This window comes from Enterococcus sp. CWB-B31, from assembly GCF_020567645.1.
In the GTDB taxonomy this organism is placed as follows: domain Bacteria; phylum Bacillota; class Bacilli; order Lactobacillales; family Enterococcaceae; genus Enterococcus_L.
In genome coordinates this window covers 34,677-57,255 of sequence record NZ_JAJDJW010000011.1, presented here as the reverse complement: position 1 = coordinate 57,255, position 22,579 = coordinate 34,677, and the positions used below count along the sequence as shown (strand labels likewise).

Annotated in this window: 19 protein-coding genes and 1 CRISPR repeat array; of the genes, 17 read left to right on the top strand and 2 right to left on the bottom strand. The window is 39.4% G+C overall.

Features of this window, described 5'->3' with window-relative positions; genetic code table 11:
• Positions 1-189: 189 nt before the first annotated feature.
• The 3 genes from LI954_RS10790 to LI954_RS10780 are packed head-to-tail and all read left to right on the top strand — an operon-like array spanning position 190 to position 4,364.
• The gene (locus tag LI954_RS10790) at positions 190-693 is read left to right on the top strand and encodes a complex I 24 kDa subunit family protein (RefSeq protein ID WP_202066932.1); all 504 of its coding nucleotides are present in this window, start codon (positions 190-192) and stop codon (positions 691-693) included.
• Between the two features lie 35 nt (positions 694-728).
• On the top strand, positions 729-2,600 hold the full coding sequence (locus LI954_RS10785; protein ID WP_202066933.1) for an NADH-quinone oxidoreductase subunit NuoF: 1,872 nt from the start codon (positions 729-731) through the stop codon (positions 2,598-2,600).
• Between the two features lie 12 nt (positions 2,601-2,612).
• Positions 2,613-4,364 carry an NADH-dependent [FeFe] hydrogenase, group A6 gene (locus LI954_RS10780; RefSeq protein WP_229444472.1) on the top strand — a complete coding sequence of 584 codons (1,752 nt, stop codon included), beginning with the start codon at positions 2,613-2,615 and terminating at the stop codon, positions 4,362-4,364.
• Positions 4,365-4,474: 110 nt separating this feature from the next.
• On the opposite strand, the gene LI954_RS10775 is transcribed toward LI954_RS10780, so the two are convergent.
• A complete protein-coding gene (locus LI954_RS10775; RefSeq protein WP_229444471.1) occupies positions 4,475-5,047 on the bottom strand; it encodes an ECF transporter S component in 573 nt (190 codons plus the stop codon).
• 329 nt (positions 5,048-5,376) lie between these two features.
• On the opposite strand from LI954_RS10775, the gene LI954_RS10770 reads away from it, so the two are divergent.
• Genes LI954_RS10770 through nifJ form a run of 4 tightly spaced genes read left to right on the top strand, consistent with a single transcriptional unit; the run spans position 5,377 to position 11,640 of the window.
• Positions 5,377-5,826 (top strand): flavodoxin, encoded by a 450-nt coding sequence (locus LI954_RS10770; RefSeq protein ID WP_202066935.1) that lies wholly within the window; start codon positions 5,377-5,379, stop codon positions 5,824-5,826.
• Positions 5,827-5,844: 18 nt separating this feature from the next.
• Complete coding sequence (locus LI954_RS10765) at positions 5,845-6,681, top strand: sulfide/dihydroorotate dehydrogenase-like FAD/NAD-binding protein (RefSeq protein ID WP_202066936.1); 837 nt, start codon at positions 5,845-5,847, stop codon at positions 6,679-6,681.
• Positions 6,674-8,089, top strand: coding sequence for an NADPH-dependent glutamate synthase (gltA, locus tag LI954_RS10760; RefSeq protein WP_229444470.1), 1,416 nt, complete (start codon positions 6,674-6,676; stop codon positions 8,087-8,089). Before LI954_RS10765 ends, gltA begins: the two co-directional genes overlap by 8 nt.
• A 23-nt stretch (positions 8,090-8,112) precedes the next feature.
• Positions 8,113-11,640, top strand: coding sequence for a pyruvate:ferredoxin (flavodoxin) oxidoreductase (nifJ, locus tag LI954_RS10755; protein WP_202066938.1), 3,528 nt, complete (start codon positions 8,113-8,115; stop codon positions 11,638-11,640).
• A gap of 341 nt (positions 11,641-11,981) precedes the next feature.
• A CRISPR array of direct repeats spans positions 11,982-12,472; the repeat unit is 30 nt; unit sequence CTTTTAATCTAAACAGAGTGTAATGTAAAT.
• A gap of 199 nt (positions 12,473-12,671) precedes the next feature.
• On the opposite strand, the gene LI954_RS10750 is transcribed toward nifJ, so the two are convergent.
• Complete coding sequence (locus tag LI954_RS10750) at positions 12,672-13,142, bottom strand: DUF1307 domain-containing protein (protein WP_229444469.1); 471 nt, start codon at positions 13,140-13,142, stop codon at positions 12,672-12,674.
• A gap of 1,043 nt (positions 13,143-14,185) precedes the next feature.
• On the opposite strand from LI954_RS10750, the gene LI954_RS10745 reads away from it, so the two are divergent.
• The 10 genes from LI954_RS10745 to LI954_RS10700 all read left to right on the top strand — a co-directional run bounded on the left by LI954_RS10745 (position 14,186) and on the right by LI954_RS10700 (position 22,506).
• The gene (locus LI954_RS10745; protein WP_229444468.1) at positions 14,186-15,019 is read left to right on the top strand and encodes an HAD-IIB family hydrolase; all 834 of its coding nucleotides are present in this window, start codon (positions 14,186-14,188) and stop codon (positions 15,017-15,019) included.
• Positions 15,020-15,167: 148 nt separating this feature from the next.
• Positions 15,168-16,250: an endonuclease/exonuclease/phosphatase family protein gene (locus LI954_RS10740; RefSeq protein WP_229444467.1), complete on the top strand. Its 1,083-nt coding sequence runs from the start codon at positions 15,168-15,170 to the stop codon at positions 16,248-16,250.
• 187 nt (positions 16,251-16,437) lie between these two features.
• Positions 16,438-16,752, top strand: coding sequence for a rhodanese-like domain-containing protein (locus LI954_RS10735; protein WP_229444466.1), 315 nt, complete (start codon positions 16,438-16,440; stop codon positions 16,750-16,752).
• On the top strand, positions 16,752-18,404 hold the full coding sequence (locus LI954_RS10730; RefSeq protein ID WP_229444465.1) for an FAD-dependent oxidoreductase: 1,653 nt from the start codon (positions 16,752-16,754) through the stop codon (positions 18,402-18,404). The genes LI954_RS10735 and LI954_RS10730 overlap by 1 nt, the downstream gene beginning before the upstream one ends.
• A complete protein-coding gene (locus LI954_RS10725) occupies positions 18,404-18,700 on the top strand; it encodes a rhodanese-like domain-containing protein (protein WP_202066944.1) in 297 nt (98 codons plus the stop codon). The genes LI954_RS10730 and LI954_RS10725 overlap by 1 nt, the downstream gene beginning before the upstream one ends.
• Positions 18,700-18,954 (top strand): metal-sensitive transcriptional regulator, encoded by a 255-nt coding sequence (locus tag LI954_RS10720; RefSeq protein ID WP_202066945.1) that lies wholly within the window; start codon positions 18,700-18,702, stop codon positions 18,952-18,954. Before LI954_RS10725 ends, LI954_RS10720 begins: the two co-directional genes overlap by 1 nt.
• Before the next feature lie 417 nt (positions 18,955-19,371).
• On the top strand, positions 19,372-19,803 hold the full coding sequence (locus LI954_RS10715; RefSeq protein ID WP_202066952.1) for a hypothetical protein: 432 nt from the start codon (positions 19,372-19,374) through the stop codon (positions 19,801-19,803).
• A 427-nt stretch (positions 19,804-20,230) separates the two neighbouring features.
• Complete coding sequence (locus LI954_RS10710; RefSeq protein WP_229444464.1) at positions 20,231-20,626, top strand: MerR family transcriptional regulator; 396 nt, start codon at positions 20,231-20,233, stop codon at positions 20,624-20,626.
• Positions 20,627-20,848: 222 nt separating this feature from the next.
• A complete protein-coding gene (locus LI954_RS10705; protein WP_202066959.1) occupies positions 20,849-21,118 on the top strand; it encodes an ACT domain-containing protein in 270 nt (89 codons plus the stop codon).
• Positions 21,119-21,162: 44 nt separating this feature from the next.
• A complete protein-coding gene (locus LI954_RS10700; RefSeq protein WP_202066960.1) occupies positions 21,163-22,506 on the top strand; it encodes a PFL family protein in 1,344 nt (447 codons plus the stop codon).
• Positions 22,507-22,579 lie beyond the last annotated feature (73 nt).

Below are 22,579 nucleotides of genomic sequence, written 5' to 3'. Positions count from 1 at the left end.
GGGAAAATTAAGCAAAAAAACCTTATTGAGAAAAGTTCTCAGTACTTTCAGCAAATTAATTGTATGTTTTTTCACAAAGAAGTAATAATTTTTGATATACTAAGGGTGTCGAAAATGAAAGCGTTACCTGAATAGGTGTAGTTTGTAAGTTGCTAATTTAAAGAAGTTGAAGGAGGGACTGAAAGGAAAATGAGTGTAAAAGAATTGACGTTTGAATTTATTGAAACGGAAAGTCAGAAACAGGAATTTGACACAGCCTTAAATTATTTAAAGGATCAGCAAGGCGCACAAATGCCTGCTTTACAGGAAGCACAGCGAATATACAGTTACTTGCCGATTGAGGTGCTGGAACGTATTTCTGAAAAACTGGATATTCCCCTAGAGGAGCTTTACAGTACTGCCACGTTTTACTCACAGTTTTCTTTTGTACCTAAAGGAGAGTTCACAATCAGTATCTGCATGGGAACAGCTTGCTATGTAAAGGGTGCGGGAAATATTTTAGATTCTTATGAAAATGAACTGCAGATCAAAGCCGGAGAAACAACAGCTGATCGAAAATTTACATTGGAATCCTGTCGCTGTATAGGTGCTTGTGGACTGGCTCCTGTTTTGACAGTTAATGAAGAAGTATATGGTCGTCTGACGCAGAAAAAAGGGGATAAAGTTCTTGCAACATACCTCAAGAAAGCTTAGTCTGTCGCGTAGTCTTTAAAACAGGAGAAAAGTCTATGAAAAATTGGAGTCAATTAAATGAGCTTCGAGAGGCATACCGAAATAAAATCAGTATTCGTCTCGATGAAGGCGGAGATTCCCAGTACAATAAGGAAATTATGGTATGTGCCGGAACAGGATGCCTGTCTTCAAAAAGCAAAGAGTTCATCCATATGATGGAAGAGGAGCTGGAAAAAAACGGTATTCGTGAAACAATCAATATTGTTTCTACTGGTTGCTTTGGTCTGTGTGAACAAGGACCGATCGTTATTATCTATCCAGAAGGAACTTTTTACCATCAAGTTAAACCAAAAGATGCTAAAAAAATTGTAGCTCAACATATTATAAAAGGAGAGATTGTTGAAAAGCTGCTGTATCATGATCATAAGACGAAAGAAATTATCAATAAATTGTTGGATACTCCATTTTATCAAAAACAGGAACGGGTAGCATTGCGAAACTGCGGTCGTATTGATCCAGAAAAGATAGAAGAGTATATTGCGTTTGATGGGTATCAGGGGTTGGCTAAAGTCTTGAATGTCTATACACCAGCTGACGTTCTCAATACCTTGGAGATATCTGGTTTGCGTGGTCGAGGCGGTGCAGGGTTTCCAACCTTTATGAAATGGGGCTTTGCCAAAGAAAGCCGATCAGATCAAAAATATGTCATTTGCAACGCTGATGAGGGAGATCCAGGGGCGTTCATGGATCGTTCTGTGCTGGAGGGTGATCCGCATGCGGTTATTGAAGCAATGGCTATTGCAGGATATACGATTGGTGCGAATCAAGGCTATGTATATGTGAGAGCAGAATATCCGACAGCGGTGAAACGTCTGCGAATTGCGATTGAACAGGCTCGTGAAAATGGCTTTTTAGGTGAAAAGATTTTAGGTTCAGAGTTTTCTTTTGATTTGGATCTTCGATTAGGCTCAGGTGCATTTGTCTGTGGAGAAGAAACTGCTTTACTTGAAAGTATTGAAGGGAAGCGTGGCGAGCCGCGTCCTCGTCCGCCGTTTCCAGCAGTTAAAGGACTATTTGGAAAGCCGACTATTGTAAATAATGTGGAAACCTATGCCAATATCCCCCAAATTATCGTTAAAGGCCCTGATTGGTTTGCATCAATGGGAACCAAGAAATCTAAGGGAACGAAAGTGTTTGCTTTAGGTGGGAAGATTAAAAATACCGGTTTGGTTGAAGTGCCTATGGGGACTACTTTGAGAGAAATTGTTGAAGACATTGGCGGAGGAATTCCTGATGGCAGGACATTCAAAGCAGCACAGACTGGCGGACCGTCTGGAGGCTGTATTCCGGTAGAACACTATGATGTACCGATTGACTATGATAATTTAACAGAGATCGGCTCCATGATGGGCTCTGGCGGTCTGATTGTTATGGATGATCAAAACTGTATGGTAGATATTGCCAAGTTCTTTTTAGAATTTACAGTGGAAGAAAGCTGTGGAAAATGTGTTCCATGCAGAATAGGAACAAAAAGACTTTTGGAGCTTCTTGAAAAAATCACCATGGGGAAAGCAACACTGGAAGACTTGGATAAAATGGAAGCATTATGTCATCATATTAGTGAAAACTCGTTATGTGGTTTAGGACAGACAGCTCCAAACCCTGTGCTGTCCACCTATCATTATTTCAAAGAAGAATACCTAGCTCATGTTCTGGAACGCCGTTGTCCATCAGGTGTTTGTAAAAATCTGATTCAATATACCATCGATCCGGAAAATTGTACCGGCTGCAGTGCCTGTGCAAAAACCTGTCCGGTATCAGCCATTCATGGAGAAGTCAAGAAGATCTATGAAATTGATCAGGAAGTCTGTATTAAATGTGGATTATGTATTGACACTTGTCGCTTTAATGCAATTAATGTGGGTTAGGAGGCGGAACCTGTGAAAGAAGTTATGATTACAATTAACGGTAAAACATGTACTGCTCCTGAAGGCTCCACGATTTTAGAAGCGGCACGCTATAACAGTGTTGATATTCCGACACTTTGCTACTTAAAAGAGATTAATGAAATTGGTGCCTGTCGGATGTGTGTGGTTGAGGTTGAAGGAGCCAAAAACCTTGCGACATCTTGTGTTTATCCGATTCGTGAAGGAATGAAGATTGTCACCAATTCTGAAAAAGTCTTCCAGTCCCGAAAAATTAATCTGGAGCTGATTCTCTCCACACATGAACGTAAATGTTTGTCTTGTATCCGCAACGGAAACTGTGAACTGCAGCGTTTATGTAAAGACTTTAATGTGGATGATGAAGATTACTATAACGGTGAAAATTATGAATATGATTTTGACGACAGTACGGTTCACATGTATCGAAACAATAATAAGTGTATTCTTTGCAAGCGTTGTGTGGCAGCCTGCTCCAAACTTCAGGCAATCGGTGTAATCGGTTCGAATGAACGGGGCTTTAAAACACATATCGGCTGTGCATTTGAGCAGAATTTGGGGGAGGTTGCCTGTATTTCCTGCGGTCAGTGTATCGTTGTCTGCCCAACTGGAGCGATTGCTGAAAAAGATCAGACAAAAGAAGTCTGGAAAGCACTGGGAGATCCAGCCAAGCATGTCATTGTTCAGACTGCTCCTTCCATTCGGGTTACTTTGGGTGAAGCATTTAATATGCCGATTGGAACCAATGTTGAAGGAAAAATGGTTGCTGCGTTACGCCGAATTGGTTTCGATAAGGTTTTTGATACCAACGTAGCGGCAGATTTCACCATTATGGAAGAAGCCACTGAGTTTCTGAATCGAGTGGAAAATAATGGACCATTTCCATTGTTCACCTCCTGCTCGCCGGGATGGGTTAAATACTGTGAAGCCTATCATCCGGAATTGATTCCAAATCTTTCCAGCTGTAAATCTCCTCAGCAGATGTTCGGAGCTTTGGTTAAGACTTGGTATGCCGAAAAAATGAGAATTGATCCGAAAGATATTTTTGTAGTTGGAATTATGCCGTGTACGGCTAAAAAATTCGAAGTTACCCGAGAGGATGAAGCAGCAGCCGGCTATTCAGATGTCGATATTGCCCTGACAACCAGAGAATTGGCCCGCATGATTGACAAGGCTGGGATTCGCTTTGCAGAATTGGAAGATGAAGTATTTGATAATCCTCTTGGTGAAGCAACAGGAGCTGGTTATATTTTTGGTGCAACTGGCGGAGTAATGGAGGCAGCGCTCAGAACCGCTGTAGAAACCTTGTCGGGAGAAGCGCTGCAGCAGCTTGATTTTGATGAAGTTCGCGGAATGGCTGGAATAAAAGAAGCGACTTATGAAGTTAACGGTGTTGAGATAAAAGTGGCTGTTGCTTCTGGCATCGGTAATGCAAAACGATTGATTAACAAGATTGAAAACAATGAAGCTTTTTATCACTTTGTTGAAATTATGGGTTGTCCCGGCGGTTGTATTAATGGCGGTGGTCAGCCTGTTCAACCAGCGGCTGTACGAAATTTTATTGATCTGAAGGCAAAACGTGCCGCAGCTCTTTACGATGAAGACTCTGCCATGAAATTGCGGAAATCCAATGACAGTCCTATTGTGCAGCATCTGTACAAAGAATTTTTGGAACATCCGGGTAGTGAAAAAGCGCATCATCTTTTGCATACTTCTTATTGTGACCGGTCGGCTTTGCAGCATTCTTAAAGTATTATTGGAAGTTAGGTACTTGTTACAACTTCAATGTACGAGTTAATCATAAAAGGATGCAGGACAACAAGCTAATTTGACTGCTGCCCTGCATCCACACGGATAAGTTAAATTTCTCTCTGAAGTGCCTTTGCCAGAAGAGGAAGTATGAAGAGTGCAAATGCACCGCCGATTAGTGCTGTGAACAGCTGTGGGAAAGAAAAGGCTGCTGAAACCACACTGGCATTTGGTTCAGGGATGCCGAGAACAATTGGGACAACCAGCTTAACTACTAAGCCATAAAGGACTAAAAATTTGGCTGCGGCTGCAATAACTGCAGAAATTGTAAATGCTATCATCTGATTTGAAGAGCTTTTCCTTAAAAGATACCAAAGGATAACGAGCGTTGCATTTCCAATTGCAATACAAAGAATAATCTGCCAGAATTTTGGTCCAATACCAAACATAAAAGCAAAGAATGGTGACATAAGTGCAATGGTTAAACCACTGGGCAAACCAACTAGAATAACGCTTACAATTAAGAGTAAATTAACGAGTGATCCGGTAAGCAGTGTATTCCCAAATCCGGAAGTAACGGCCTGTACGGCAATTAGCAATGCGAGCAGGACAGCAGTCTGAGTAATCCATAAAGTATTCTTGTTCATAATTAGTGACGTTATACTGATTGTGACTAAATTCACAAAAAACGCCTGTTCACTTCCTTTCATTCTAAATGTGGAAATCTGTGTCAGTTTAAGGAAACACAGTATCAGCAATTCCTATAACTAACATTTATTTTATGAAAGATCTTTACAGAGATTATTGTAACAGATTTTAATACATTTTTTAAAGAGAAATTTAATAGTTTGTGAATTTAAATTTATTTAAGTTATATCCTGTTATGATATATAGATATTTTAGGGTAAAAATAATTATATTTATCAGATTTTCAGTGAAAGAAGGAAACATTTATCATCGGTAACAATAAAAATTAACAATAAAGCATAAAAAATGAAAGGATGACAAATTTATGACAGCAGCAAAAATTGTATACGCCAGTGCAACGGGGAACACAGAGGGAATCTCAGAAATTTTGGAGGCTGCCTTTGAAGATTTAGGAATTGAAGTAGAACGTATCGAAGCAGATGATGCGGATGAAGATTCATATGAAGATGCAGATATCTGTGTTTTAGCAACTTATACAGATGGGGATGGCGAGCGTCCATTTGACCTGGAAGATTTTTATGAAGAAATACAGGAACAGGATCTGACTGGAAAAGTGTTTGGTGTAGTTGGCAGCGGTGACAGCGAACTGTATCCGGATTATTTCTGTTTTGCTGCAGTTGACTTTGACGAAGCACTGGCTAAGACTGGGGCAACTCGAGGAGCGGAACTGGTTAAGATTGAAAATGATGCAGATGAAGAGGATGAAAAAGTGCTTAAAGCATTTGTAAAAGCCTTGGTGGACGCAAAGGGATAAAAGGATGTGTGAGTAATTTTGTTTAAAATAATAGAACGAAAAAAACTGGCACCGACTGAGTTTGATATTTTGGTTGATGCACCGCGGATTGCAAAGAAAGCTCGTCCAGGACAATTTGTGATACTGCGAATTGATGAAATGGGTGAGCGGATTCCACTGACAATTGTGGATACGAATGCTGAAAAAGGCTGGGTACGATTGATTTTTCAGGTGATTGGAAAATCAACCGCTCAGCTGGCAACACTGTTGAAAGGGGACGAGCTGGCAGATTTAGTCGGACCATTGGGAAAACCGACGGAAATCGAAAATTATGGCACAGTCCTTTTAGTTGGCGGTGGTGTAGGAATAGCGGCATTGTTTCCAATCGTCAAAGGGTTGAAAGAAGCCGGCAATCGTGTAATTACCATCTTAGGAGCAAAAAATTCAGAATTACTCATATTAAGGGACGAGTGCGAAGAATATTCCGACGAATTGATTCTAATGACTGACGATGGCTCTGTAGGACAAAAAGGTCTGGTGACTCAGGCAATGGCAGAAGTTTTTCAACGTGAAAAAGTAGCTTTTGCCTGGGCGATAGGTCCAAGTATTATGATGAAATTCTGTACAATAACCGCTCAGAAGTATGATATACCTGTTTATGTTTCTTTGAACCCAATTATGATTGACGGAACGGGGATGTGCGGTGGCTGCAGAGTGACGATTTCAAATGAAATCAAGTTTGCCTGTGTGGATGGTCCGGAATTTCTGGGAGAAGCTGTTGACTGGGATGAATTTATTAATCGAATGAAGCAGTATAACTCGGAAGAGCAGCAGTCCAATGAAATGTATGAAAAGCAGGTGATACAAAATGGCTAAGGTAAAAAGAAGTCATACTCAGACGCCAATGAAAGAGCAGGAAGCATCTGTTCGCTGCCATAACTTTGAAGAGGTTGCTTTAGGATATACACTTGAAGAAGGACAGCTTGAAGCCAGCCGATGTCTCCAGTGCAAGAATGCACCCTGCATTGATAATTGTCCTGTAATGATTGATATACCGGGTTTTATCAAAGCGATTGAAGATGGGGATATGCCCAAAGCACAAGAAATATTAAGTAAATATACCAATCTACCGGCAATCTGCGGACGTGTATGCCCTCAGGAAAAACAATGTGAAATGGTTTGCCGCTTGGGGCGCTCGAAAAAATTTGAATCGGTAGCTATCGGAAAACTTGAGCGATTGGTAGCGGACTGGGCGTTGGAGCAGCCTATTGAATATAAAGAAGCAGATGAGAAGAAAGGTCGTGTGGCTGTTATTGGCTCTGGACCTTCTGGGTTAACTGCAGCAGGTGATCTAGCGAAATTAGGCTATGAAGTGATTATTTATGAGGCACTGCATGCACCAGGAGGTGTTTTAACGTATGGTATTCCTGAATTTCGTTTGCCTAAAACGGTTGTCAATAAAGAGATCGAAAGAATCGTTGCACAAGGAGTCACAATAGAGACAAATGTGGTTGTCGGCAAAACAATTACAATGGAAGAAATCATGGAAGAATTTGATGCCTGTTATTTATCTGTCGGCGCAGGAGCGCCGAATTTTATGGGAATACCAGGGACTTCGTTGAATGGCGTGTACTCTTCCAGCGAATATCTGACAAGAATTAATTTAATGCATGGTTATCAATTTCCTAAATATGATACACCTGTTCAAAAATCGAAAAACGTTGTAGTAATTGGCGGTGGAAATGTTGCGATGGATGCCGCTCGTTCAGCAAAACGTCTGGGTGCTGAAAATGTATCCATCATCTATCGCCGTTCGTTGGAGGAGCTGCCGGCAAGAGTAGAGGAATACCATCATTCTGTGGAGGAAGGAATTCAATATCACTGGCTGACTAATCCGATTGAGTATATTGGAGATGAGTCGGGTACCTTGAAAGCTGTAAAATGTGTGAAAATGGAGCTGGGAGAAGCCGATGATTCAGGGCGGCGCCGTCCTGTAGTGATTCCCGGAAGCGAATTTATTATTGATGCAGACACAGCGATTGAAGCAATTGGTCAGGGAGCCAATAAAGTGCTGCTGGATACTTTTCCTGAACTGGCAACAAATAAATGGGGCTATATTGATGCAGACACCGAAACAGCAGCGACTTCGATTCCAGGAGTATATGCAGGCGGAGACATTGTTACAGGAGCAGCTACAGTAATCTTGGCGATGGGTGCAGGAAAAATCGCAGCAAAAGAAATTGATCAGTACATTCAGAAGGAACAACAGAAAATGCCGATTTAGGTATTAATTGAGGTGGTAAAGTAATGAGAAAAATGAAGACAATGGATGGCAATACAGCAGCAGCCTATATTTCCTATGCTTTTACCGAAGTAGCCGGAATTTACCCGATTACACCAAGTTCTACCATGGCTGAGGTTGTAGACGAATGGGCAGAAAATGGTTTAAAGAATATTTTTGGGGAAACAGTCAATTTGATTGAAATGCAATCTGAAGCCGGAGCAGCAGGAACGGTTCATGGTTCATTGAAAACGGGCGTTTTAACAACAACCTATACAGCTTCTCAGGGACTGCTTTTGATGATTCCAAATATGTTCAAAATCGCCGGTGAACTGCTTCCTACAGTATTTCATGTGGCAGCTCGAGCAGTTTCCACTAATGCGTTGAGTATTTTTGGCGATCACAGTGATGTGATGGCTGCACGGCAGACAGGCTTCTGTATGCTGGCAGAATCAAGTGTGCAGGAGGTCATGGACTTATCTGCTGTCGCACATTTAGCGAGTATTGAAGGCAGTTTGCCGTTTATGAACTTCTTTGATGGATTCCGTACCAGCCATGAGCTGCAGAAAATTGAAGCACTTGATTATGATGAACTGAAGGAAATGGTAAATTGGGAAGCACTGGAGCGGTTTAGAAAAAGAGGCATGAACCCGAATCATCCTACAGTATCGGGAACCGCACAAAATCCTGATATTCATTTCCAGCAAAGAGAAACAGTGAACAGTTATTATGATGAAATGCCGAAGATTGTACAAAAATACATGCAGAAAATTAATAATCTGCGCGGCACTAATTATGATTTAATGAACTATTATGGTGACCCGGAAGCAACTGAAGTTATTATTTCCATGGGTTCTGCTTCACCAACGATCCAGCAAACAGTAGACTACCTGAACAGTCAGGGAAGAAAAGTTGGTCATATTGATGTTCACCTGTACCGTCCTTTTCCTGCAGAAAACTTGTTGGAAAAATTGCCGAAAAAAGTAGAACGTGTGGCAGTACTGGACCGGACAAAAGAACCTGGATCAGATGGTGAACCGTTATTGCTGGATGTGCAAAGTGTTCTTTACCGTCATGAAAATCGTCCGATCATCATTGGCGGGCGTTACGGGATTGCTTCAAAAGATGTAACGCCAAATCATATTGTGTCTGTGTTTGATCATCTGCTGCTGCCAGTAAATGAATTGAAACAGCGCTTTACAATTGGGATTAATGATGATGTGACTTACCTATCTCTGCCAATGACTGAAATGCTGGATCTTACAAAAGATACGACTTTCCAGGCGAAATTCTGGGGCTTTGGTTCAGATGGGACAGTTGGGGCAAACAAACAGGCAATCAAGATTATCGGAAATAACACAGATAAATATGCTCAGGCTTATTTCGCCTATGATTCAAAAAAATCAGGTGGACTGACTGTTTCGCATTTACGTTTCGGTGACGATCCGATTCTATCTACCTATAATGTGGAGTGTCCGGATTTTGTCGGTTGTCATAATGCAGCATATCTTCATAAGTATGATTTGGTTAAAGGGCTAAGAGATGGCGGAACCTTCCTGTTGAATACAGTATGGGATGTTGAACGAGTAAAAACTCATTTACCAAAATCGTTGAAACGCTACCTTGCAGAACATAGCATTAACTTTTACATTATCAATGCAATGGAAATTGCACAGCGTCTTGGCTTGGGACGGCGAATTAACACAGTGATGTCGGCTGCTTTCTTTGAAGTGACAGATATCATGGACCGCAGTACATTCCTGCCTTTTCTTAAAGATGAAGTAAAAGCAGCTTATGGGAAAAAATCAATGGCTATTGTTGAAAAAAACTGGGAAGCAATTGATGCAACCTTTGCAGCCTTGACGAAAGTCGATTTACCTGAAGAATGGAAAACGCTGGAGAATCCAGTAGCTGCGGCAGAGATAAGTAATAAACCTGCCTACGTTCGAAATATTTTGGAACCCGTAAACCGTCAGGAAGGCAATCAGCTTTCTGTAAATGATTTGATTCAAAACGGTATGTTGGGCGGCGAAATGGCGATGGGAACTGCAGCCTATGAAAAACGTGGGATTGCATTGGAAGTGCCGGAATGGATTCCTGAAAACTGTACAATGTGTAATGAATGTGCTTTTATTTGTCCACATGCGGCTATCCGTCCGTTCCTTGCAGATGAAGCAGAGATGGAAGAAACACCGGAAGGCTTCATCACAAGGACAATGAAAGGACCGGATAATTTAGAATACCGTATCCAAGTTTCTCTGGAAGATTGTACAGGCTGTGGTCTTTGTGTGGAAATGTGTCCTGCCAAAGATAAAGCGCTGGTGATGAAATCATATGAAGAGCAAAAAGAACAGGCTCTGAACTGGGCATTTGCGATGACCTTGAGGCAAAAAGCAAATCCAATCAAAAAATTCTCAATCAAAGGTTCTCAATTTGAACAGCCGTTGATTGAATTTTCGGGAGCTTGTGCAGGCTGTGGTGAAACACCATATGTTAAACTGCTTACTCAGCTTTATGGGGATCGTATGATGATTGCTAATACTACCGGCTGTTCATCGATTTGGGGTGCGTCTGCCCCAGCTACACCTTATACTGTAAATGCAGAGGGCAAAGGACCTGCTTGGAGCAATTCATTGTTTGAAGATAATGCAGAATATGGGTTAGGTATGTATATTGCGAATGAAACCAAGCGTAAGCGTTTGGCTGTACTGCTGCAAAAAGCAGTTGACAACGGCTACGGATCTGAAACAACACAGGCACAAATGCAGGATTGGCTGGATCATGCCGCTGAAGGAGAAGGGACACAGCAGCGGGCTGCCAAACTGGCTCAGGCTCTTCGTGAAGATAGAGATGATCGAGTGAAAGAGATTTTGAATCATGAAGAAATGTTTGCAAAACCAAGTCAGTGGATGCTTGGCGGAGACGGCTGGGCATATGATATCGGCTACAGCGGAATCGACCATGTTCTGGCTACAGGAGCAGATGTAAATATCTTCGTAATGGATAATGAAGTTTATGCTAATACTGGCGGGCAGATGTCTAAAGCCACTCCAACCTCAGCGATTGCAAAATTTGCTGCCGGCGGGAAAAAGACAAAGAAAAAAGATCTTGGTTTAATGGCAATGGCTTACCGGGATGTGTATGTAGCATCAATTTCTATTGAAGCAAATCCGGCTCAGGCTTTGAAAGCAATAACAGAGGCAGAAAGCTATCCGGGACCATCTTTGATTATCGGCTATACTCCATGTATTAATCATGGTCAGCGTGGTGGCATGAGTCAGTCCATTAAAGTTGCGAAAGATGCAGTTGAATCAGGATACTGGCCGCTTTATCGCCATGATCCTCGGCTAAGAGCAAAAGGCAAGGAGCCAATGCGTGTAGACTTTAAAAAAGCAGACTTCTCAAAAATGGAAGATTTCCTACGCAGTCAGGTACGTTTCTCAGCATTGCGTAATATAAAACAGGATGAAATTGAAGTGGAACAAATGCTTCATCAGACAGTTACGGACATGGAAGAACGCTCAGAAAGCTATACTCAGTTATTGAAGAAATAAGAATTGGAGATATTGATTAAAAAGAAATACTTACAATCCTATTTGAAGTTCTTCAACAGTAAGGAAAATGATAAGTAGTAAATGGTCTGTCGATCTCCGATAGCGCATAAATACAGGGAGATCGACAGACTTTTCTTTGAAATAGAATGTTTTGAATAGAAAACGCTGATTTTCCGGAGTTTAAGGGTCAGAAATTTAATTATGGAAAAAGAAATATCTCTTCAGCAAATTGACTTTTGTAATATATGTAGTTTAAAATGTAAGGGTAGAATGATTCAGAAAAAGAGATCGACAGAATAGCCGCTAGAAACCCTTATTTAGCAAGAGGTGAAATCGGGTGGCTTTTAATCTAAACAGAGTGTAATGTAAATTTGTTTCAGTATGGATTTAAATAGCTCTTATCCTCACTTTTAATCTAAACAGAGTGTAATGTAAATTACAATATAATGAAGAAAAAGGTAGAAAGAACCCTTCTTTTAATCTAAACAGAGTGTAATGTAAATACAATTACTTCACAAGCAAGAGGAAATGCATTTCAGCTTTTAATCTAAACAGAGTGTAATGTAAATGAGTTTCCAGAAATTGATTTGAGTGAGCCAATTAACTTTTAATCTAAACAGAGTGTAATGTAAATACGTAACGCCATTACGCCAGTTGTTTTCAAGAAATCCTTTTAATCTAAACAGAGTGTAATGTAAATTAGTGTTATATCTATTTGCGATCGACTTACGAAAGACTTTTAATCTAAACAGAGTGTAATGTAAATATTTTAGCAGCAGCAACACTGTAACATTCTTTTACACTTTTAATCTAAACAGAGTGTAATGTAAATCTTGGTAAATATGAAGTTGAAGAAATCAAGGTCAGTGGTTTAATCTGAACAAAGTATAATTTGAATTTTGCTAAAAAAATAGAAAATGTCTCTTACGGATTTGTCTTAATCTAAACAGAGTGTTTTTCTCATAAGCTAATATATTGATTCAGCTCAAATAAAAAAAGCCAAGACGCAGTTTGTCTTAGCTTTATATAATCTATTTCTTTTTTGTAAATCCCTGTGCTTCAAAATCTTCAACAGTTTTTTTGAAGCTGACATTATCTGAGTCGTCACTTACTGCAAGTCCAAGTGTGGAAGCATCTGCTTTTTCAAGGTCAACGGACATTGTAAGTAGTAATGTTGTATCTGTAAATTTCATGTCCATAGAAGTACCTTCTCCATCTTCATAAGCCTCGTACATAGAACGAACTCTTTCTTCAAGAGCTTCCTTGGTTTCATCATCAATGAAATATCCATCCTCATACCCAAAATAAGAGTACGGATAGTCCATTTTTTGGTCAACTTTGATCAACTTATCTCCTTCATGTGTGAAGATCGCTTCCATAGTTGCACCCTCAATCTCGACTGTATAGGTGCTGGTTTCAGCTTTTGCACCCCCACCATTTCCGCATGCTGTGAAAAACAAAGCAAGCAACATAATTATTGATGCTTTCAAGTATTTTTTCATTATTGAACCCCTTTTATTTATTTGGTAATTCAAAATATATTCGCCTAAAACCTCCAAATCCTTGATATGCAAGAATTCATAACCTGTTTCGTTCTTCTTCCCTTATAACAATTTAATTATGCTATTTTAGGTATCGAAGTGAACACTTTACACTGAGCAGTATTGAGCTGCAATAATTGTTTTGATAGGTATTTTTTAACTCCGTGATGCTCAACAATATAGGCTTTTTGTCAAATGTTATAGTTATTTAGTCGGTCAGTATTTCATAGATTCTTTTGAGTTACCATTTATTTTATAACAAACTTTAGTTTATCAGACCTGAATGAATCATTCAATCTCAGCTTTTTTCAAAAATCGTAATTTTTTGAGAAAAATATTATAGAGAGACTTTTTTATTGAAAAATCTTTTCTATTTCAATCTTTTCTCTAGTATAATTATTTTTGTAAGGGGATAAATAATAGCTGTGAATAATGTTCAAAATTAGTTGATATAATTAAAGAAGCAGAATAAAATTGCTTGAAACTTAGGGAAGATGCAGAATCTGAAGATTAAAAAAAGAAGTTAACCTACATTTTCTTTTAGAGGCATCGGGATGGAAAGGACGGCTCGGTTTCAAAATGCTGCTTCAGTCAATGGTGGTCTTGTCAGTTTAGAGATAAAGAAAAGTTCATGATTGTAAAGCAGAGCAACTATCTAAAGTTCAGTCAGGATGAAAGCCTAATGAAATTTTTGCAGGACATGAAAAACAGAGTTCTGATGGAGACCAGCCCTGTAGATAAAATCTGAGGCCTAGGTATGATTGAGGATAGTCCATCAATAGAAAATTCTCTGCAATGGAAAGGTGAAAATCTTTTGGTTTTGCTCTGATGGAAGTTAGAGAACAGTTGATACAGTAAGTCCAAGTAATCACTATTGAAGCATACAAGTTAAAATTTTCTATTATTGAACATCATGTACAGACTATTTTTTAATGTAATTTATAATTTGGTAGAAGAAATAGTTATCTACCAATATATCTTCTTGAATCGCGAAAGGAGCAATAATGGATCAATTCAAAAAAATTAAATTGTTAGTCTGCGATATGGATGGAACATTGACTTATGAAGAAAGTGACAATACTGCCTATACTCCTTCAAAAAAAGGATTACCGGAACGCAACCATCAGTCAATCAGTGAATTTATTGAAGCTGGTGGATTGTTTTGTGTAGCAACAGGACGCTTATTGGAAGATGTGCGTTCTGTTTTTGGAGACGAGTTGTTTTCAAAAAGTTATAAGATCGTTCAAAATGGTTCATTTGCAATGGATCGTGAAAGCAATATAGCAGCGGAGGATTTCTTCTCAGAAGAACAATCAAAAAGGATTTATGCAAAATTGCGCAGCTTAAATCTGCCATTCAGCTGTTCAACGCTAAACCAGCATACGTATGAGTCGCATGTCTCTGATGAACTGATGGAACAGGCATTTGGTAATGTTGTAGAAAAAATGGAGATAACGAAAAAGTTCGCTCACCCGGAAAATCCTGCGAATATTTGCGTGGTTCGAGAAAATGTAAATGATTTGCGTAAAGACATGGAGAGACTTCACAGAGTTCTGGCAGATGAAGAAGTAAACTATCAAATCACCAGTCCATATACCATTGATATTAACCCAAAAAGTGTGAATAAAGGAGCTGCAGTAAGTTCTCTGATAGAGCAATTTGGAATTAAAGCAACAGAGGTAGCCGTTGTAGGAGATTCGTACAACGATATTAGTATGTTCCGCTGCTTCCCAAATTCATATGCAATGGCTCATGCCGAAGAAGGAGTCAAAAAGTACGCAAATCATCAGATTTCCATGGTTGCAGAGGTGTTTACTGAGGGGTGTTCCATAGAATAGGCTATTAGGATTGAAGTCTGATTGTCGAATAATAAACAAACAGATAAAATTAAGAGTTAGTAAGACAGGGCGAAAAGCTGGTTCCTGTCTTTGTTTTTTGCTATCATTTGGAGTAATGAATAAATCAGAAAATAAAAGGAGTAAAAAAATGAAAAAAGCAATGATAATTATTGGATCAATCCTTGGAGTGATGCTGTTAGTAGTCGTGATTTATGTAGGCTATGTCTTTTTTGGTTATTCCCGCATAGAAGATGATCTGATACTTAAGGTTGAACAAAAAGCGAAAGATAGTCAGGTGGAAACGGATAAAGAATATACTGCAGTCACCTTTAATATTGGGTATGGCGCATACCCTCCAGACTATACATTCTTTATGGATGGCGGAAAAGAATCAAAAGCTCGAAGTAAGGAATCTGTAAATGAAAATATTGACGGAGTAGTCAAAACCCTTGAACGAATTAATGCAGACTTTGCAGTACTTCAGGAAGTGGATGAAAAAGCAACAAGAAGTCATGGTGTGAATGAAGTAAAAATGATCAGCGACAGCTTTGGCGACTATTCTGCTGTTTCAGCAACCAACTACGATTCAGCCTATTTAATGTATCCGGTACTAGATCCGATTGGTAAATCTAAATCAGGTATTTTAAGTTTAAGCAACACAAAAATAAATTCAAGTATTCGCTATAGCCTGCCTATAGAAACGTCGTTTAATAAATTCTTTGATTTGGACCGTGCGTTTACCGTTTCAGAAATTGATGTAGCAAACGGCAAGAAAATGATGTTGTACAATGTTCATTTATCAGCCTACATGAAAGACGAAGAAATTCAAAAGAACCAAATTATGACATTGTTTGACCATATGGAAAATGAATATAAAAACGGGAATTATGTTGTTTGCGGAGGGGACTTTAATCATGATCTGCTCCCTTCTTCTTCTAAAACATTTGGAAATGACACAAGCAAAGATTATTCATGGCTGCAGCCATTCCCTAAAGAAGAGCTGCCGGAGGGACTGGCAGTCACTGATTTCACTGATGACGGGGAGCCTGTACCATCAACCAGAAACCTGGATACCCCTTATGAAAAAGGAAAATCATTCGTAGCTCTAATTGACGGTTTTATCGTATCAGACAATGTTGAGGCACTGGAAACAAAAGTATTGGATGAATCCTTCCAGTATTCAGATCATCACCCAGTAACGATGACATTTAAATTGAAAGAATCAAATTAATTCGAGCTTCTATTTAACAAAATTGAATAACTCAAAAAACGCTGAGGTCTTTAAGATTTCAGTGTTTTTTTCTATAGAAAAGAATTATCAGGAATTTGAGTGATAAACTTCTTTCTTTACAAAGCTGTATTTGTCAATTATAGTATCATTAACGAATACCCACAGGGGTATAAAAAGGAGAGAGCGTATGTTTCTATTTAATCGTACACCATCTATATCAGGAAAGGATCTGGAAAAGAAGCTGGCTGAAACGTTAACAATCATAGATGTTCGGGAAAAGGCTGAATTTTCAGGCGGCCATATCCCCGGTGCAGTGAACGTTCCGCTTGGAAAAATATCTGGATATAAACCGAAAACAGATCAACCAATATATGTCATCTGTCAGTCAGGAATCAGAAGTAAACGGGCAGTAAAGATTTTAGAAAAAAGAAAAATTCAGGCAGTCCATGTAAAAGGCGGTATGATCCGTTGGCAGGGTGCAGTTAAGGGAGGAAATTATTAATGAAAGTAGTGGTTATCGGCGGAGTAGCAGGCGGAATGTCAGCTGCAACCAGATTAAGACGTCTGTCTGAAGAAGCAGAAATTATTGTTTTGGAAAAAGGACCTTACGTGTCGTTTGCAAATTGCGGGCTGCCTTACTACGTTTCTGGAGAAATCAGTGAGCGTGAAGAATTAATAGTGCAAACTCCAGAGCAGTTGAAAAGACGATTCAATATTGATGTAATGGTAGAAACAGAAGCTATTAAAATTGACAGACATCATAAAACAGTACAGATTGACAGAAACGGAAAAACAGAAGTAATCTCATATGACAAGCTGATACTTTCACCGGGAGCAGAGCCATTGCTACCGCCAATCAGCGGACTTCAGGATGCTGAAAATGTCTACACCTTAAGAAATGTTCCTGATGTAGACAAAATTACAGAAGAAATTAAGACAAAACAGCCTGAAAAAGCGATTGTCATTGGAGCTGGTTTTATCGGATTGGAAATGGCAGAGAATCTAAAACATTTGGGCTTGGATGTGACAATTGTTGAAGCAGCTCCTCAGCTGCTGTCTCCTTTAGATCCTGAGATGGCAGTTTTTGTGGAAAATCGGTTGAAGGAAGCTGGAATAAACGTGATGACGAATGCGGCAGTGCAAGAGTTTAAAGCAAAGGGTAAAACTCTTAAGCTAAGTAATGGAAAGGAACTCACAAGTGATTTTACAATCCTTTCCATCGGTATAAAACCTGTGAACAAACTGGCTGTTGAAGCAGGTCTGGAGATGGGCTTGCGTGGAGGTATTTTAGTAAATGAGAAGTATCAGACAACAGATGAAGATATTTTTGCTGTGGGAGATGCAATTGTTGTCAAACAGCAAATATCCGGAACAGAAGCAATGATTTCTCTGGCTTCCCCTGCCAATCGTCAGGGAAGACAGGTTGCAGATGTGATTTCAAATATTGACAGAAAAAATAAAGGAAGTATCGGTACGGCAGTTGTCAGAGTTTTTGACATGGCTGCAGCAAGTACCGGCTTAAATGAGCGGCAGTTAAAGGCCCTGAATCTGAATTATAAGGTCGTTCACATCGTGGCAAAAAGTCATGCTGGATATTTTCCTGGTAGTCAGCCTATTATCTTGAAGCTATTATTTAATCCAATTAGTGGTAAAATATATGGGGCGCAGGCAATTGGTAAAGATGGCGCAGATAAACGAATTGACATTTTGGCAACAGCAATTAAAGCAGATTTGACCGTTATGGATCTTCCAGAGCTGGAATTTACTTATGCTCCGCCATTTGGATCAGCTAAAGATCCGGTAAATATGATTGGCTATGCAGCGTTGAATATTGTAGAAGGTATTTCAGATAATATTCAGTTTTATGAATTGAAAGAAGCAAGAAAAGCGGGGGCCGTATTACTGGATGTTCGAAATACAGAGGAACTAAAAAATAATGGGAGCATTGGAGAAGATATTAATATTCCATTGGATGAACTTAGAACTCGGTTGAATGAGCTTCCAAAGGATAAGCAGATTATTGTCAGCTGTCAAAGTGGACAGCGGAGCTATCTGGCAGAAAGAATTTTAAAGAACAATGGATTTGATGTGAAAAATCTTGATGGAGCATTTCAAATCTATAGCGCCGTATATCCCGGGGAGGTAATAAAATAGTGTATCAAACAATGATGATTCCAGAATTTGAACAGCTGATAAAGAAAAAGAATGTGAATATTCTAGATGTCCGGGAAGAAGATGAGTTTCAATCAGGACACATTGATGGGGCTGTAAATATACCATTAAGCGGTTTTTCTGAAACAGCTGAGAGATTGGAAAAAGATAAAGATTACTACGTTATCTGTCACTCGGGCTCACGTTCACAACTGGCTTGTCAGCTTTTAGGGTCTAAAGGATTTACAACGACAAATATCATGGGCGGCATGTCAGCCTGGAGAGGAGATATCGTGTAATGGAATGTGATAAAAAGATAGCGAATCGACTGAAACGGTCGGAAGGGCAGGTACGTGGTATTCTTAAAATGATGGAAGAAGGAAAAGACTGCCGGGAAGTTGTGACGCAGCTGATGGCTGTTCGGTCCAGTATCGACAAAGTTATTGGTCTGGTTGTAACAGAAAATCTTGTACAGTGCATGCAGGAAAAAGACATCGATTTAACCAGTGAAGATGTTGAAAAAGCGCTGGAAATGATAATAAAAACTAGATAAAAATAGAATCTGTTGACCTCCGATAGTGTAAAAATATGGGGAGATCGACAGATTTTTTGTTAGAATAGTCAAATTTGCAGTAGAAATTATTGATTTGATAGGATTTTCTGCTATGCGTAAGTAAACGAATTATTCAACATCATTGACTTTAATTCTTTCTCTCCTGTAAAAATAAATAGAGAACAGGGCTAAAATGGAGAGATCGACAGAATTTCCCTCTTGGAGAGATAAATTTTAGAATCCTTGATTCATGCGTTGCTTTTTCACTAATAGTAAAAATAGTCATTTTTGACCTGGTAAAACTTCTGCGCATCAGTAAAATAGAAAATATTCGTTAAGCTTTCCTGCTTTCTTTTAAAGCAAGTTGCAGATTTTTTTCATTCCTGTAAGATTAAGGGAGAAGAAAGAGGCGATAAGATGGGAAATACATGGTTTAAATGGCTGTCGAAATGGAACATGAAACTGCAAAAATATATGCGGGGACGCTATGGGGTATTTGATTCTCTGAGTCGAAGTCTGCTAGTTGTCAGTCTCGCTTTGATATTGATTAACCTGTTCTTCGGCACGAATATTTTAAGATGGGCGGCGTTCATTATTCTGGCATTAGTTTATTACCGTTTCTTTTCAAAGAAAATCTATAGACGGTCGAATGAAAATCAGAAATATATCGTATGGATGAACAAAGAAAAGAAGAAATTTGGATACTTGAAAGAGCGGATTCAAAATAGAAAGACGTATACGTACTTTTCCTGTCCTGAATGCCATCAGCATTTGAGAGCTCCTAAAAATAAAGGAACTATCAAAGTTACCTGTTCCAGCTGTAAAACGCAATTTAACAAAAAAGTATAGGACTACTTAAAATGAATAGAAGGTGATAGTTATCTGCAATAGGTAATTGTCACCTTTTTATTGCTAAAATTTCCTATTTTTTCACATTGTACGGTGATTCAGTAAGATTTTCTGATAGAATATTAGATAATAGGTTAACTCAAAAAAATCTATGAAAAACTGAACGATTAAATAGCTGATACACTTGACAAAGAGCCTACGTCATTGAGCATTCGGGTGATAAAAAATGCAGAAAAAAAATATGTCAGAACAATTATTGAAGCTCAATGCTGCTCAGTGTAAGGTGTTCGCTTTGCTGCCTAAGATAGCATAACTGGATTGTTACGAAGGAGAGAACAAACACTGGTAATGAATCTTTGTATATCAAGGATTTGGAGGCTTTAGGCGAATATATTTTGAATTACCGATAATAGAGGGGGAAAGATATATGAAGATTAATGAAGTAAGCAAAAAGTATAATTTGTCTTTATCCACACTGCGTTATTATGAAAAAATCGGCTTGCTTGACTATGTGGAGCGTGTCAGCGGGATACGAAATTATAGTGAAGAAGATTTAAGCCGTATCGATTTTATTTTGTGTATGAAAGGTTCCGGCATGAGCCTGGAATCTATAAAAAGATATTTTGATTTATACGAAGAAGGAGAAGAAACGCTGGAGGATCGACTGGAGCTGCTAAAAGTTCAGGAGACTGAAACCATCAAACAGCTGGAGAAGCTGCAGGCAACCTTAGAGTATATTCACTATAAAATGAAGTTGACAGAAGGAAATATAGAAAAGCGGGATAAGAAAAATGGTCGTGTGAAAGCAAGTGTTGGGAATTGAGGTGACAGCATAAATTTTCAAACAGACCTTAACGTGATTAGAAGACTGTCGTTTCAAGCTGTGTGGCATTCTGCCTCTGCGAGAAGCGGCATTTTTGCTAATTACAGGGGATATATTTGAAACACGAACGTTATCTAATTATTTTGATAGTTTGTTCATGATTTTCGCAGTTATTTTCAGAGAATATGCTATAATAGGACAAACAAATGAGGAGGCTGAATGATGCGAGCGGTGTTAACAGTAATTGGTAAGGACAAAGTAGGGATTATTGCAGGAGTCAGTACAAAACTGGCAGAATTGGGTATCAATATTCTGGATGTATCTCAAACAATTATGGATGAATATTTTACAATGATGATGATTCTTTCTTTGGCGAAAGAAGGAACGAATTTTGAAGAGATTCGTGAAACATTGAATTTGCTTGGTAATGAGTTGGGCGTGAAGATCAGCATTCAAAATGAAGAAATTTTCAATGTTATGCATAAGCTGTAAACGTAAGGAAAAACATCCATTCATTTAAAATAGAGGTGAACGATTTGGAAACAAAGCAAATTTTAGAAACGATTCGAATGATTGAAGAAGAGAATCTGGATATTCGTACCATTACAATGGGGATTTCGTTGTTGGACTGTATTGATAGCGACAGCGATGAAGCCTGCCGGAAAATCTATGACAAAATTACTCGTCTGGCAAAGAATCTAGTCAGCGTTGGTGAAGAAATTGAAGCGGAATATGGTATTCCAATTATCAATAAACGAATTTCAGTGACACCAATCAGTATCATTGCCGCAGCGAGCGCTGATGATGAATACGTGAAATATGCCAAAGCGCTTGATCATGCGGCTCGGACTGTTGGTGTGAATTTTATCGGAGGATTCAGTGCTCTTGTTGAAAAAGGTTATCAGTTCGGCGATGACCGTTTAATCAATTCTATTCCACAGGCATTGGCTGAAACAGATTTTGTCTGTTCATCTGTAAATATTGGCTCAACGAGAGCGGGGATCAATATGGATGCAGTTCGTCACATGGGCTATGTGATTAAAGAAACTGCTGCAAAATCTGATATGGGCTGTGCCAAATTAGTCGTCTTCGCAAATGCTGTTGAAGACAACCCGTTTATGGCTGGGGCTTTCCATGGAGTGGGAGAAGCTGATTGTGTAATCAATGTAGGAGTCAGCGGTCCAGGCGTGGTGAAACGGGCATTGGAAAAAGTAAAGGGCGAGCCGTTTGATGTAGTGGCAGAAGTAGTGAAGCAGACTGCGTTCAAGATTACCCGTATGGGGCAAATGGTCGGAAGGATTGCTTCGGAACGTCTGAATGTTCCATTTGGCATTGTTGATTTATCTCTTGCTCCGACTCCTGCAGTTGGAGACAGTGTTGCGTATATTCTGGAAGAGATGGGATTAGAAAGTGTGGGAACACATGGAACGACAGCTGCTCTTGCACTATTAAACGATGCTGTGAAAAAGGGCGGAGTTATGGCCTGTAATCATGTCGGCGGACTTTCGGGTGCTTTTATTCCGGTTTCTGAAGATGCAGGAATGATTGATGCAGTGAACAATGGTGCCTTAAACCTTGAAAAGCTGGAAGCAATGACGGCAATTTGCTCTGTAGGACTGGATATGATTGCCATTCCTGGGGAAACTTCTGCTGAAACAATTGCAGCAATGATTGCAGATGAAGCGGCAATAGGTGTGATTAATCACAAGACAACAGCTGTACGGATTATTCCTGCCAAAGGAACAAAGGTTGGCGATATGGTTGAGTTTGGGGGACTGCTGGGCAGAGCACCGGTGATGAAAGTGAACTCGTATGCATCGACTGACTTTATTTTACGCGGCGGGAGAATTCCGGCACCCATTCATTCGTTTAAAAATTAGTCGAATATTCGCTCCATTTGAACAATAAACATAATTTAGATATGTTATAATACTTTCGAAGGAGAGTGAATTA